The sequence below is a fragment of the Eleftheria terrae genome, from assembly GCF_030419005.1.
In the GTDB taxonomy this organism is placed as follows: Bacteria; Pseudomonadota; Gammaproteobacteria; order Burkholderiales; family Burkholderiaceae_C; genus Caldimonas; species Caldimonas terrae.
Genome location: NZ_CP106951.1, coordinates 3,580,146 through 3,594,471, shown reverse-complemented (window position 1 = coordinate 3,594,471; position 14,326 = coordinate 3,580,146). Strand labels below are relative to the sequence as shown.

11 protein-coding genes are annotated in these 14,326 nt (G+C 70.3%); 3 read left to right on the top strand and 8 right to left on the bottom strand.

Features of this window, described 5'->3' with window-relative positions:
- Positions 1-4: 4 nt before the first annotated feature.
- Entirely contained in the window at positions 5-1,918 is a 1,914-nt protein-coding gene (locus N7L95_RS15900; RefSeq protein WP_301256234.1) for a PhoX family protein, read from the bottom strand.
- A 135-nt stretch (positions 1,919-2,053) separates the two neighbouring features.
- On the opposite strand from N7L95_RS15900, the gene N7L95_RS15895 reads away from it, so the two are divergent.
- On the top strand, positions 2,054-2,617 hold the full coding sequence (locus N7L95_RS15895) for a GNAT family N-acetyltransferase (RefSeq protein WP_301260163.1): 564 nt from the start codon (positions 2,054-2,056) through the stop codon (positions 2,615-2,617).
- 24 nt (positions 2,618-2,641) lie between these two features.
- Here the strand turns inward: N7L95_RS15895 and iolB are convergent, their stop codons facing one another.
- The 7 genes from iolB to N7L95_RS15860 form a co-directional block, all read right to left on the bottom strand.
- Entirely contained in the window at positions 2,642-3,436 is a 795-nt protein-coding gene (gene iolB, locus N7L95_RS15890; protein ID WP_301256233.1) for a 5-deoxy-glucuronate isomerase, read from the bottom strand.
- A gap of 12 nt (positions 3,437-3,448) precedes the next feature.
- A complete protein-coding gene (gene iolE / locus N7L95_RS15885; protein ID WP_301256232.1) occupies positions 3,449-4,378 on the bottom strand; it encodes a myo-inosose-2 dehydratase in 930 nt (309 codons plus the stop codon).
- Between the two features lie 34 nt (positions 4,379-4,412).
- Complete coding sequence (gene iolD, locus N7L95_RS15880) at positions 4,413-6,272, bottom strand: 3D-(3,5/4)-trihydroxycyclohexane-1,2-dione acylhydrolase (decyclizing) (protein ID WP_301256231.1); 1,860 nt, start codon at positions 6,270-6,272, stop codon at positions 4,413-4,415.
- 21 nt (positions 6,273-6,293) lie between these two features.
- Positions 6,294-8,237, bottom strand: coding sequence for a bifunctional 5-dehydro-2-deoxygluconokinase/5-dehydro-2-deoxyphosphogluconate aldolase (locus tag N7L95_RS15875; protein ID WP_301256230.1), 1,944 nt, complete (start codon positions 8,235-8,237; stop codon positions 6,294-6,296).
- A gap of 37 nt (positions 8,238-8,274) precedes the next feature.
- On the bottom strand, positions 8,275-9,294 hold the full coding sequence (locus N7L95_RS15870) for an ABC transporter permease (protein WP_301256229.1): 1,020 nt from the start codon (positions 9,292-9,294) through the stop codon (positions 8,275-8,277).
- Between the two features lie 71 nt (positions 9,295-9,365).
- The gene (locus tag N7L95_RS15865; RefSeq protein WP_301256228.1) at positions 9,366-10,913 is read right to left on the bottom strand and encodes a sugar ABC transporter ATP-binding protein; all 1,548 of its coding nucleotides are present in this window, start codon (positions 10,911-10,913) and stop codon (positions 9,366-9,368) included.
- A gap of 118 nt (positions 10,914-11,031) precedes the next feature.
- Entirely contained in the window at positions 11,032-11,952 is a 921-nt protein-coding gene (locus N7L95_RS15860; protein ID WP_301256226.1) for a sugar ABC transporter substrate-binding protein, read from the bottom strand.
- Positions 11,953-12,435: 483 nt separating this feature from the next.
- Between N7L95_RS15860 and N7L95_RS15855 the strand changes: the two genes are divergently transcribed.
- Together N7L95_RS15855 and iolG are read left to right on the top strand one after the other, a co-directional pair.
- Entirely contained in the window at positions 12,436-13,311 is an 876-nt protein-coding gene (locus tag N7L95_RS15855) for a MurR/RpiR family transcriptional regulator (RefSeq protein ID WP_301256225.1), read from the top strand.
- Positions 13,308-14,303: an inositol 2-dehydrogenase gene (iolG, locus tag N7L95_RS15850; RefSeq protein ID WP_301256224.1), complete on the top strand. Its 996-nt coding sequence runs from the start codon at positions 13,308-13,310 to the stop codon at positions 14,301-14,303. The genes N7L95_RS15855 and iolG overlap by 4 nt, the downstream gene beginning before the upstream one ends.
- The last annotated feature ends 23 nt before the right edge of the window (positions 14,304-14,326 follow it).

The window sequence follows — 14,326 nt, the reverse complement described above, 5'->3', positions numbered from 1 at the left end:
GGCATCAGGTGCCGATGATGCCGCCATCCTGCCGGCGGATGACCACCGTCGCCGAGCGTGGCCGGCCGCCGTTGCCGTCGGGCCAGCTCGAATAGCGGCCCGGCGCGGCAGGGTCGCTGCGCTCGGACGGCGTCTCGCCGGGATGCTGGATGTTGACGAACAGGGTGCAGAGGTCCGGCGCCATCGTGGCACCGGTGACCTCGCAGCCGGGCGGGCCGACCAGGAAGCGCCGGATCTCGCCGGTGGTGACGTCGGCCGCCAGCATCATGTTCTGCGGCAGGCGAGCGTAGTCGCCCTTGCCCATCGTGGTGGAAGAGGCGTCGGTCTCGATCCACAGCACGCCGCGCGGGTCCATGAAGAGGCCGTCGGGGCTGCCGAAGAAGTCGCCCTTGACGTTGCCACGCGCATCCGGGTTCTCGTTGGCCGGGTCGCCGGCCAGCACGAAGTGGTTCCAGCTGAAGGCCAGGCCGTCGAAGTCGCCGTCTTCCTTCCAGCGGATGATCTGGCCCATGCTGTTGGCGGCACGCGGATTGGCCGCATCGACCGGGGGCTGCCCCTCGGTGCCGCGGCTGGTGTTGTTGGTCAGCGAGCAGTAGACCTCGCGGCGCTCGCTGTCCACCGTGAGCCATTCCGGGCGGTCCATCTTGGTGCCACCCAGCAGGTCGCTGGCCTGGCGGCCTTTCACCAGCACCTCGCCCTGGTCGGCGAAGCCGTTGGCAGCGGTCAGCGGGCCGCTGCCGTGCACGAGCGGCAGCCAGGCACCGCGCCCGCCCGCGTCGAAGCGGGCCACGTACAGCGTGCCATGGTCGAGCAGGTCCCGGTTGGCCTGGGCGCCGCCGGGGCGGATGGCATCACGCGAGACGAACTTGTAGATGTACTCGAAGCGAGCATCCTCGCCGGAGTACACCACCGCCCGGCCGTCGCGGGTGACGGCCACCGTGGCGCCCTCGTGCGTGCCGCGGCCGAGCGCGGTGCGCTTGACGGGTGTGGAGGTGGGGTCCATCGGATCGATCTCGACGATCCAGCCGAAGCGGTTCGGCTCGTTGGGATGGCGGGTCGCGTCGAAGCGCTCGTCGTGCTCGTGCCAGCGGTAGCCCCAGCCGTTGGGCTTGAGGCCCCAGCGCCTGGCATGCGCGTCCGGCTCGGCGGGACCGTGGAAGTAGCCGAAGAAGTTCTCCTCGCCGGCCAGGTAGGTGCCCCAGGGCGTCTTGCCGCTCGCGCAGTTGTTGAACGTGCCCAGCACGCGGCGGCCCTCGGGGTCGGCCGCGGTGCGCAGCAGCGCATGGCCGGCGGCCGGGCCGGCCACGCGGAAAGGGGTGTAGGCGGTGATGCGGCGCGCGTACCGCGACGGCCGCACCACTTCCCAGGTGGCATCCTGGCGCTGCAGCTCGATCACCGAGATACCGTGGGCCGCCTGCGACTTGCGGACCTTCTCGGCCGACCAGGTGGCCATGCCGTCGGCATGCAGCAGGCCGTCGTCGGTGTATTCGTGGTTCATCACGAGCAGCCCGTGGTCGCTGCCGCTGCCCAGCGGGTAGAAGTGCACGCCGTCATGGTGCATGCCCATTTGCACCGCCTGCTCGGCCGCGGTGTTGCTCGCATCGGGCTTGAAGGCCGGCATGTCGCCCGCCACGCCCACCGGCTCGCCCCACGGGGCGAGCACGCGGGCCACGTAGCCCTCGGGCACCACCAGCCGGTCGCCCGCGGTGACGGGCACCGACTTGAAGCCGAGCTTGGCACCGCCTGCGCCTGGCCCGCCCGGCGTGGCACAGCCCGGCAGCAGGGGCGCGAACAGGCCGGCCACCACCGCGGAGAGGCCGCCACGCACGAGGGTGCGCCGGGCAGGGTCGGAGACGCTGTGGATGTCGGGATTGGAAGAGCGGTTGGAGTCTTCCATTGTCGAGAAATCTTTGGGCATGTGTCTCTCTCTTCAGTTGTTGTGCGTGGGGGGTTCGATTGTGGGGATTCGGCCATTGGCGCGCCTGTTCAATGTGTGACGGCCAGGCCGGCTTGCGTATGCTGGCGGCCCGTGCACGCAACCTCGCTCATCGCCATGACGCCGATCACCCTCGACACCCCCCAGCTGCGCCTGCGCCCCTGGCGCGCTGACGACCTGGCCCCCTTCGCCGCGATGAATGCCGACGCCGAGGTGATGCGCTACCTGCCGAGCCGCCTCGAGCGTGCCGACAGCGATGCCCTGGTCGAGCGCCTGCAGGCCCATATCGAGCGCGACGGCTGGGGGCTGTGGGCGGTGGAGCGCCGCGCCGACAGCCGCTTCATCGGCTTCACCGGCCTGTGCGAGGTGCCCGAGGTGCTGCCCTGCTCGCCCGGTGTCGAGATCGGCTGGCGGCTGGCCCGGGCGGCCTGGGGCCAGGGCCATGCGACGGAAGCGGCGCAGGCGGCGCTGCAGTTCGGCTTCGAACGACTGGGCCTGCAGGAGGTGGTGTCCTTCACCGCTGTCGTCAACCAACGCTCGCAGGCCGTGATGCACCGGCTCGGCATGAGCCGCGATGCAGCCAACTTCGAGCATCCCCGGCTGCCGCCCGGGCATGAGCTGCGGGAACACGGCGCCTGGCGGCTGCCGGTGGAGCGCTGGCGCGCCTTGAACGGCCGCTGACATGGCCCCGGGCATGCCCACCGCTCAGCGCAGCATCCACTCGTGGGCGGGGTCGTTGCGGAAGCACCAGCGCCGCCCCGGGCCGGCCATCACGTTCAGGTAGTAGAGGTCGTAGCCGTGCGGCGCCACGCAGGGGTGGTAGCCACGCGGCACCATCACCACGTCGTGGTTCTCGACGGCCAGGGCCTCGTCCAGGCTGCGGTCGTCGGTGTAGACCCGCTGGAAGGCAAAGCCCTGGGCCGGGTTGAGGCGGTGGTAGTAGGTCTCCTCCAGCTGCGTCTCGCCGGGCGCCGCCTCGGTGTCGTGCTTGTGCGGCGGATAGCTGGACGAATGCCCGGCCGGCGTCACCACCTCCACCACCAGCAGGTGGTCGGCCCCGGCATCGGACTCGGGCAGGATGTCGCAGATGTAGCGGGTGTTGCTGCCCTGCCCGCGGGTGCTGCGGGTCATCGCGCCGGGCTCGATCAGGCGGGCCGGGTGGCGCCCGCTCGACGGTGCGGTGCACAGCGCCACCTCGGCGGGGCCCAGGGCGGTGATGCGCACCGCCTGCCCCGGCGGCAGGTAGACCGCCGCCGGCGCTACCGGCTCGAAGACGCTGTCACGCGTGCCGAGGCCGCGCCAGGCATGGCCTGCGGCCTCGACATCGACGCGGCCGGTGAGCACCACCAGGCACAGCTCGCGCGTGCCGGTCTGCACCGCCTCGGCCTCGCCCTTGGCCAGCCGCAGCGCGCGGAAGCCGACATGGGTCCAGCCGGCCGATGCCGGCGTCACCTCGACGATCTCGCGGCCCACCGGACGGGCCTTCACGAGCAGGCTCATGGTCGTCCCTCCTCAGGCCGCCAGGCGGCGCTGGTTGATGGCATCCACCAGCGCGCGCAGCGTGTCGTGGCCCTTCTTGGCATAGGCGTAGCTGGGTGCCACGGCCGGGTCCTGCTCGGCCTCCACCACCAGCCAGCCCTGGTAGCCGGCAGCATGCAGGGTGTCGAGCACGGCGGCGAAGTCGATCGCGCCGTCGCCAGGCACGGTGAAGGCGCCGTTGAGCACCGATTCCAGGAAGGCCCACTGGCGGTTGCGCGCCATCGCTACCACCTCGGCCCGCACGTCCTTGCAATGCACATGCACCACGCGGTGCACATGCTGCTTCAGCACCGCCAGCGGATCGGGCGCGCCGCCGAAGTAGGCATGGCCGGTGTCGAACAGCAGGCCGACCTTGCCGGGATCGGTCTCGGCCATCAGCCGGTCGATGTCCTGCGGCGACTCGACATAGGCGCCCATGTGGTGGTGATAGGCCAGCGTCAGGCCGTAGCACTCCTTCAGGTGGGCACCGAAGGCGTCGAGGCGTGCCGCATAGCCTTGCCATTGCGCGTCGCTGGTGAAGCGCGGCCGCTTGAACAGCGGCACCTCCAGCTGGCCCTGCACCGACTGGGCCACCTCACCGTAGACCACCACCCGGCAGCCCTGCGCCTGCAGCTTGCGCATGTGGGCGGTGCAGGCGGCCATCTCGTCTTCGAGCGTGCCCTCGGCCAGCCGGCCCGAATACCAGCCGGAGACGCAGGCCACACCGAACTCGGCCAGCTTGGCCTTCAGGGCCTGCGGGTCCTTGGGGAACTTGTTGCCCAGCTCGAAGCCTTCGTAGCCGATCTCGGCGCCCTCGGACAGCGCGGTCTCGAGCGGCGTTTCACCGCCCAGGCTGGGCAGGTCGTCGTTGCTCCAGGAGATGGGATTGATGCCGATGCGGACGTTCCAGGGCGTGTTGCTCATCATCGTGTTGCCTTCCAATTGCGCGGGCGGTGCTTCACACCCGCTGCTGCTGCTTGTTGACGCGGTATTCCTGCCGGGCGGTGGCCACTTCGGCGCGCTGCGACACTTCGGGCAGCGCCACTTCCCACCAGCAGCCGCCGTCGGCGGTGGTGCGCTCGGGCGTCGTGTCGATCACCAGCACGGTGGTGCGGCTTGATGCACGGGCCCGCACCATGGCGGCCTTCAGCGCCGCCACGTCGGCCACATGCTCGGCATCGGCGCCCAGGCTGCGCGCATGCATGGCGAAGTCGATCTGCGCCGGCTCGCCGCCCTCGGGCACGCAGTCGTCGAGCAGGTTGTTGAAGCGGGCCCCGCCGCTGGCGCGCTGCAGGCGGTGGATGCAGCCGTAGCCGCGGTTGTCCAGCACCACCACGATGAGCTTGCGGCCCAGCATCACCGAGGTGGCGATCTCGGAGTTCATCATCAGGTAGGAGCCGTCGCCCACCATCACGATCACTTCCTGCTGCGGGCGAGCCATCTTCACGCCCAGGCCGCCCGCGATCTCGTAGCCCATGCAGGAGTAGCCGTACTCCATGTGGTAGTTGCCGGGCCCGGCCGCGCGCCACAGCTTGTGCAGCTCCGCCGGCAGGGTGCCGGCGGCGCAGACCACGACGTCCTGCGTGGGTGAATCGGCCGCCGAGTCGCGCACCGCGCCGATGACTTCCGCGTCGTAGGGCAGCTCCTGCCCGCGCGGGGCAGCGGTGGTCAGCTCAGCGACCCGGTCGCGCCACGCGGCGGCGGCGGTGGCGGCGCGGTCGGTCCAGCCGGCGTCGGCCCGCCAGCCTTCGCAGGCCCGCGAGAGCCGCTGCAGACCGACCCGCGCATCGCACACCAGCGAACGGCCGCCCCACTTGGCGGCGTCCACCGGCTGCACGTTCAGGCTCAGCAGCCGCGCCTGCGCGAACAGGGCGTGCGAGCCGGTGGTGAAGTCCTGCAGCCGGCTGCCCACGGCCAGCACCAGGTCGGCATCGCGGGCCAGCGTGTTGGCCGCGGGGGAGCCGGTGACGCCGATGGCACCCAGGTTCATCGGATGGTCCCAGGACAGGCTGCTCTTGCCGGCCTGGGTCTCGGCCACCGGCACGCCATGGCGCTCGCAGAACTCGCGCAGCGCGGCACCGGCCTCGCTGTACAGCACGCCGCCGCCGGCCACCACGAAGGGCCGGCGGGCGCTGCGCAGCAGCTCGGCGGCGCGGGCCAGCTCGTCCTGGTCGGGCTCGGGGCGGCGCAGCCGCAGCGGCTCGGGGTGCAGGAAGTCGTCGGGGCAGTCGAAGGCCTCGGCCTGCACGTCCTGCGGCAAGGCCAGGCAGGCCGGGCCGCACAGCGCCGGGTCGGTCATCACCTGCACCGCCCGCGGCAGCGCGGTCAGCAGCTGCTCGGGCCGCATCAGGCGGTCGAAATAGCGCGTCACCGGACGGAAGCAGTCGTTGGCCGACAGGTCGCCCTGGTGGAAGTCCTCGACCTGCTGCAGCACCGGGTCGGGCGCGCGCGAGGCGAACACGTCGCCCGGCAGCAGCAGCACCGGCAGGCGGTTCACATGCGCCAGCGCCGCGGCCGTCACCAGGTTGGTGGCGCCCGGGCCGATGGACGTGGTGACGGCCATGATGCGGCGGCGCATGTGCGCCTTGGCATAGGCGATGGCGGCGTGGGCCATGCCCTGCTCGTTGTGCGCCCGGTAGGTGGGCAGCTCCGCGCGCCCGGCCCACAGGGCCTCGCCCAGGCCGGCCACGTTGCCGTGGCCGAAGATGCCGAACACGCCGCCCACATAGGGCAGCAAGCTGCCGTCGGACTGTTCCACCCGCAGGGCCGCCAGGTGGCGCACCAGCGCCTGGGCCACGGTGAGTCGTTGGGTTCCCATTGCTCTCGGTCCTTTCCTGCCTCAGGCCGCCTGACGCACCGGGGTGGCGCGCGACAGCCAGGCCTGCACCAGCTCGCCGAAGTTGCCGGCCACCGCCTGCACCAGGGCGCTGTCGTCCAGCTCGCCGCGCAGCCAGCGCCGGCTGGGCTCGGACCACAGCGTGCGGCCCACCATGAAGCCGCGCACGATGTCGCTGCCGGCCTGCGAGAAGCCGCGTACCAGTTCCGCCAGCGGCTGGTTCAGCCCGAGGATGACGGCGCCGCGGCAGTGTGGGTCGCGCTGGCGCACCAGGGCCTGCAGCGCCTGCCAGCCGGCATCGCTCATCGGCGCGAGCTTCCACCATTCGGGCTTGAGGCCGAGGTTGTACAGGCGCGTCACCGCACGCAGCACCGCCTCGTCCTGGCTCACGCCGGCGCGGCGCGGCGGGATCACCTCCAGCAGCAGCTCGTGCCCGCTGGCGCGCGTGGCTTGCCAGAGCTGGCGCAGCTGGCTCTCCTGCTCCAGCCGCAGCAGGGCGGGATCGTCCGGGTGGTAGTGCACCAGGCACTTCACCACCTGCTCGGCGGGCCAGTGCAGCAGCTGGGTGGCCACTGAGTCGCCGCCGTCGAAGCGCAGCGGCCGCGAGCCGGGCAGCTCCACCGGGCGGCCCACCCACCAGCCGCGGCTGGTGGCGCGGTGCAGGGCCGCCTCGCCATAGGCGCCGTCGATCAGCACGCCGATGCGACCGCGCAGGCCATGCGCCTGCTCGACCTGCTCCACCGCCTGCACCAGCAGCAGCTTGAGCGCGGGGATGCGTGCCTCCGGCGCCCCTGCCTCGCGAGCCAGCTCGAAGAACTGCGCCCGGTGGTCGAAGGCCATCACGCACAACTCGTCCCAGCGCCGCCGCGGCACGGCCACGCGGTGCAGGTGGGCCAGCTGCGCGTCGGCATCCACCCGGGGCGAGCGCTGCCCGGAGAACCAGTGCGCCAGCTCCGCCTGCGTGGGCATGGCCGGCGCGCAGCCGTGGCGCGAGACGACGATGGCGCCGCAGGCGTTGGCAATGCGTGCCGACGCAGCGAAGTCGCGCCCCTGCAGCAGCCCGCTGAGCAGGCCCGACAGGAAGGCATCGCCGGCCCCCAGTACGTTGAGCACCTCGACCCGCTCGCCAGCGTAGGTTGGCGCGTCGCCAAGGTCGGCCGGCACCTCGCCCTCGATCACGCAGCAGCCCAGCGCACCGCGCTTGACCACCAGCGTGGCGGCGCTGGCCGCACGCACGGCGCGCAGCGACGCCAGCAGGTCGGTGGGCTCGCCGCCGGCGATCAGGAATTCCTCCTCGGTGCCGACGATCAGCTCGAACTCGCCCAGCAGCGCCTGCAGCTGCCGCGTCACGCCGGCATCCGGCACATAGCGCCTCTCGCCCTCGCCCCTGCGGGTCAGGCCCCACAGCACCGGGCGGAAGTCGATGTCCAGCACCCGCACCACGCCGTGCCGGCCGGCGTACTGCAGGGCCCGGGTGGCGGCCTGCCGGGTGCCGGGCGTGCTGAGGTGGGTGCCGGTGATGGCCAGCGCACGGCAATCGGCGATGAAGCGCTCGTCGATCAGGGCCGCGTCAAGCGCCATGTCGGCGCAGTTCTCGCGGTAGAACAGCAGCGGGAAGGTGTCGCGGTCCTTCAGGCCCAGCAGCACCAGGCCGGTGAGGCGCTCGGGGTCGACCTGCACTTGCGAGGTGTCGCAGCCTTCCTGCTGCAGCGTCTCGACCAGGAAGCGGCCCATGTGCTCGTTGCCGACGCGCGAGATCATCGCGCTGCGCAGCCCCAGGCGGGCCACGCCGAAGGCGAGGTTGGCGGAGGAGCCGCCGAGGTACTTGGCGAAGCTGGTGGCGTCTTCGAGACGGCAGCCGACCTGCTGGGCATAGAGGTCCACGGCCAGCCGGCCGAGGCAGGCCAGGTCGTGGCGGCGGCCGGCGGGGAATTGAAGGGTAGGCATGGCGGTTGTTCCGGAGAAAGGCCCTGTCTGCGGGCGTTCAGCGCTTCTTCTTGCGGATCTGGTCGGCCACCACCGCGGCGACGATGATCCCGCCCTTGATGATTTCCTGGATGTAGGAGTCCACCCCCAGGAAGGTGAAGCCGCTGGAAATCACCCCGAGGATCAGCGCGCCGATGACGGTGCCGGTGATGCGCCCCACCCCGCCGGACAGGCTGGTGCCGCCGATGACGGCCGCGGCGATGGCATCGAGCTCATAGGACATGCCCATGCCCGACTGCCCGGTTTGCGCCCGCGAGGACGCGATGACGCCGCCCAGCCCGGCCAGCAGCCCCGCCAGCACGTAGATCATCACCAGGTGCTTGTTGAGGTTGATGCCCGAGACGCGGGCGGCCACCGGGTTGCCGCCGATCGCGTAGGTGCACTTGCCGAAGCGGGTGTAGCGCAGCACCAGGTGGAAGACCAGGGCCGTGCCGAGGAAGACGATCACCGGCATGGCGCCGCTGCCGATCCACAGGTAGCTGTCGCTCAGCATGCTGACCGGCTGGCCGTGGGTGTAGTAGCGGGCCAGGCCGCGGGCCGAGACCATCATGCCCAGCGTCACGATGAAGGGCGGGATGGCCGTCTTCACCACCAGCGTGCCGTTGATGAAGCCCACCAGGCCACCGACCGCGATGCCGGCCAGCATTGGCACGATCGCCGGCAGGTCGGTCAGCGACGGGTACACCGCCCGCGAGTAGTCCGACACCTGCGCCAGGCTGGCCGCGACGATGGCCGACAAGGCCACCACCGAGCCCGAGGACAGGTCGATGCCGCCGGCGATGATCACCATGGTCACGCCGATGGCCAGCAGGCCGATCTCCGAGACCTGCAGGATCATGATGAGCAGGCCTTGCGGGTTGTAGAGGAAGGACTGGTCGCGCACGATCCAGCCCAGCACCTCGAAGCCCAGCGCGATGCCGATCAGCACCAGGCCGATGCTGAGCTCGGGCGGCAACCGGCGGTGGGCGCGTGGCGCGAAGGGCGCCTCGGGCGCGGGAGTGGCTTGGGTGAGCTGCATGGCGGGGGGTCTCCTGTCGCGGCTGCCGGCCGCCCCGGGGGCGGCGGTCGGGTTCACGGTCTGCATGTCCATCAGGCGGCGGCGCCCACGCCGGAGGCGAGCGCCATGATCTTTTCCTGCGAGAACTCGGCACGCGCCAGCGTGCCGGCGGCGCGGCCTTCGTGCATCACCAGGATGCGATCGCTCATGCCCATCACCTCGGGCAGCTCCGACGAGATCATCACGATGGCCACGCCCGCCTGAGCGAGCGAGGTCATCAGCTTGTGGATCTCGGCCTTGGCGCCGACGTCGATGCCGCGGGTCGGCTCGTCGAGGATGAGGATGCGCGGCTGGTTGAGCAGCCAGCGGCCGATCAGCACCTTCTGCTGGTTGCCGCCGCTGAGGTTCTCGATGGTCTCGTCCAGCGACGGTGTCTTGACCTGCAGCTGCCGCCGCATGCCTTCGCACAGCTGGCGCACCTCGGCCTGGCGCACGAAGCCGGCGGTCTCGTGGCGGTGCAGCGAGGTGATCTCCATGTTGTCGCCCACCGTCAGCGACAGGAACAGGCCGGACTTCTTGCGGTCCTCGGTCAGCAAGGCCATGCCCAGGCGGATGGCGTCGCGCGGCTCGCGCACCTGCACGCAGCGGCCGTCCACGCAGAGCTCGCCGCCGTCGGCGGGCGTCACCCCGAAGATGGCTTCCACCACCTCCGTGCGGCCCGAGCCCATCAACCCGGCCAGGCCCAGGATCTCGCCGGCCCGCACCTCGAAGCTGACGTCGCGGAAGGCGGGACGCCGCGTGAGGCCGCGCACCGACAGCACGACGTCGCCGATGGTGGCCACCTGCTTGGGGAAGATCTGGTTCAGCTCGCGGCCCACCATGGCGGCGATCAGTGAACGGTTGTCGAACTCGCTCGCCTCGCCGGTGACGATGTGGCGGCCGTCGCGGAACACCGAGATGTCGTCGGCGATGCGGAACACCTCGTCCATCTTGTGCGTGATGTAGACGATGGCCTTGCCCTGGCGCTTGAGGTCTTCGATGATGCGAAAGAGGTGCGCCACCTCCTTGTCGGTGATGGCCGAGGTGGGCTCGTCCATGATCAGCACGTCGGAATCGAAGGACACCGCCTTGGCGATCTCGACCATCTGCCGGTTGGCGATGCTCAGCTCGCCCAGCTCCACCTCGGGGTCGATGTGCAGGCCCAGGCGCTGCAGCAGTGCCTCGGTCTGCCGGTGCAGCGCGCGGTGGTCGACCAGGCCGAGCCGGTTGCGGGGCTCGCGGCCGATGAAGATGTTCTCGGCCACCGTCATGTCGGCCAGCAGGTTCAGCTCCTGGTGGATCATGGCGATGCCGCGGTCCAGCGCGTCGCGCGGCGTCTTCAGCACCAGCGGCTGCCCGCGCAGCAGCAGGCTGCCGCCGTCAGGGCGGTAGATGCCCGAGAGCACCTTCATCAGCGTCGACTTGCCAGCGCCGTTCTCGCCCATCAGGGCATGCACGCGGCCGGCGCGTATCTTCAGCGACACGCGGTCCAGCGCCACGACGCCGGGAAAGGCCTTGCGGATGTTCTGGGCCGACAGCAGCACGTCGTCGTCGGCAGCACGGGAGGTGGCGCTCTGGCGCTCCAGCAGTTCGGTGGGCACGGTGGGTCCTCGGGCGGCAGGTGCGAGGGGGCCAGCGGTGGCCCGCAGGACACCGGTGGCATCAAAAGAGAGGCCGCGGGAACGGCGGGGCGCCAGCCCCGCGGCCTCAGCGCTCCCCTCAGTTGGAGGCGTACTTCTTGAAGTTCTCGGGCGTCACCAGCTCGTAGGGAATCATCACCTCGGCCGGCACGCTCTTGTCGCCCTTGGACAGCTTGATGGCCGCCTCGACCGCGCTGACACCCTGGGCGCGGGCGTTCTGGAACACCGTCACCGCGAGGTCGCCCTTTTGCATCTCGGTGAGTGCGTCAGGCGTGGCGTCGACGCCGGCCACCAGCACCTTCTTCGGCGACACCTTGGCCTGGCGCATCGCCAGCAGCGCACCGATGGCCATCTCGTCGTTGTTGGAGGCCACCGCATCGATCTTGAGGCCGGCGCTGATCCACTTGCTCATCAGGTCCAGGCCCTGGTTGCGCTGCCAGTTGGCGGTCTGCTCCTCGATGATCTTGATGCCGGGGTACTTGGCCGCCACTTCCTTGACGCCCTTGGTGCGGTCACGCGCGGCATCGGTGGACAGCTCGCCGACCATGATCACCACGTTGCCCTTGCCTTCCAGCTTCTTGGCCAGGTAGTCCATCTGCAGGCGGCCGGCGATGAGCGAGTCGGAGCCGACGAAGACCGCACCGTTGCCCATCTTCTCGTCCGGCCGGCGGTTCACGTAGACGATGGGCACGCCGGCCTTGCGGGCGGCCTCGCTCATGCGCTTGGTGGCGGCGGTGTCGGCCGGGTTGACGATGATGGCCGAGACCTTCTGCGAGACGAAGGTCTCCACCTGGTTGACCTGCCGCCCGACATCGCCGCGTGCGTCCTCGAAATGGATGCTGACGCCCTTCTGCCCCTCCGCATGCTTGGCCATGGCCTGCCGCAGGATGGTGAGGAAGTTGTCGTCGAAGTGCGCCATCGAGACGCCGATCTTGGTCTGGGCCAGGGCGGCCAGGGGGAACATCAGCGCGGCGGCCAATGCGGCGGTCCATCGTTTCATTTGTCGTCCTCTCGGTCTGGTGGAACGGGTGCTGCCGTACATCGCGGCAGGCTGTGGTTCACGCGGCGGCGGGACAGGCCCGTGGCCGCCGGGCATCGACCCGATGCCACCCTGGCTGTCCTGCAGCCGGGATGGCGATCTGCAAATGTCGTTTCCCTGCGAAGCGATTGTAGAAACGCGCTTCTCTTCTTGCAAATGGAATTCTAAGTTCTGGCGTTAGGGAAAACCCGTTTCTAATGCCAGATCCGGGCTCGGCGGGATCCGGCCTGTCCTGCGGTGCCTTCGTTACAGCACCAGGCGCCCGGCTTGCGAGGCCCTGCATCGGCTCGCGGCAGAGCCCGGTGGCAGCGTGATTGAACGGCCGCGCCCCGCGCGCCCCGGGTCGCAAATACATTTCCAACTACCGCCTTGCGGGAAAACCCGTTTCCACAAACGGCAGCGCACTTCTAGAATTGATAAAACTTTTCCACGCACGAGCCGCGCATGCCCGCCTCTCCTCCCAGCACCGTCGACCAGCTGATGAAGCACATCTCCAGCGAGTTCGAGGGCTTGAGCCGCCAGCTCAAGGTCATCGCCCGCTATGTGGAGCAACACCGCGACCACCTGGGGCTGGAGGGCATCCAGGACGTGGCGGCGAACTGCGGCGTGCAGCCCTCGGCGGTGGTGCGCTTCGCCAAGCATTTCGGCTTCTCCGGCTTCTCGGAGATGCAGAAGGTCTTCCGCGAGGTGATCGCCAAGCAGATCGCGCCGAGCCGCAACTACAAGGCCCGCATCCGCGAGGTCATCGAGTCGGGCGGCGGCTCGCTCAGCAGCACCGAGATCGCACACGAGTTCCTGGCCGGCAGCATCGCCGGCATGCAGGAGCTGCAGAACAGCCTGGACGAGCCCGCCTTCAAGAAGGCGGTGGACCTGCTGTCGATGACCGACTCCATCTGGATCGTCGGCTCGCGGCGCTCCTTTTCGGTGGCGGCCTACCTGGACTACGCGCTGCAGCACACCGACAAGCGCATCCAGCTGGTCTCGGCGCTCGGCAGCACGCATGAGGGCCAGGTGCGCTCGGTGCGCCGCGGCGACGTGATGATCGCCATCTCCTTCGCCCCCTATGCCGAGGAGACGGTGACGGTGGCGCACAGCGCGGTGCAGCGCGGCGCCAAGCTCATCGCCATCACCGACAGCCGCATGGGCGCCCTCGCCCGCGAGGCCCACACCACGCTGCTGGTGCAGGACACCTCGGTGCTCGGCTTCCGCTCCCTCACCAGCACCATGGGCCTGGCACAGAGCCTGTTCATTGCGCTGGCCTACCGGCTGGAGCTTGCCTACCAGCCCACCACCACCCGCACCTCCAGCCTCAACGCATGAAAAACGTCGCCATCTTCGGGGCCGGCCGCATCGGCCGCATCCATGCCGCCAACATCGCCGCCCTGTCCGGGGTGCGCCTCAAGTACGTCTGCGACCCGGTGGCCGACAACGCCGCGGCGCTGGCCCAGCAGCACGGTGCCCAGGTGGGCAGCATCGAGGCGGTGTTCGACGACAGCAGCATCGACGTGGTGGCCATCGCCTCGCCCACCGACACGCACAGCGAGCTGATCACGCGGGCCGCCACGGCACGCAAGCACATCTTCTGCGAGAAGCCGGTGGACCTCTCGGTGCCGCGGGCCGACGCCTGCCAACGCGCGGTGGAGGCGGCCGGCGTGGCCTGCATGATCGGCTTCCAGCGCCGCTTCGATCCCACCTTCAACGAAGCGAAGGAACGCCTGCAGCGCGGCGAGATCGGCACGCCCGAGATGCTGGTGATCACCAGCCGCGATCCGGGCGCACCGCCGGCGGAGTACCTGAAGGGCTCGGGCGGCATCTTCCGCGACATGCTGATCCACGACTTCGACGTGTTCCGCTGGATCCTCGCGGCCGATGGCGACGAAGCCGAATGGATCAGCGCCACCGGCTCCTGCCTGGTGGACCCGCGCATCGCCGAGGTGGGCGACATCGACAGCACCGCCGTCACGCTGCGCACCCGGCGCGGCCGGCTGTGCCAGATCAACACCTCGCGGCGCGCCGCCTATGGCTATGACCAGCGCTTCGAGGTGCTGGGCAGCCAGGGCCTGCTCGCCTGCGGCAACCACAGGCCGAGCGAGGTGCTGCAGTGGGACGCCCGCGGCGTGCATGCGGACAAGCCCGAGCATTTCTTCCTGCAGCGCTACCGCGACGCCTACCGGCTGGAGATGGCGCACTTCTTCGACGCGCTGCAGACCGGCGCGCCCTTGCGCACCACCATTGCCGACGGCGTGGCAGCGCAGAAGCTGGCCGACGCAGCCGCGCTGTCGCACCAGAGCGGCCAGCCGGTGCGGCTCTGAGCCAGCGCGGCCGGGCACAGTGC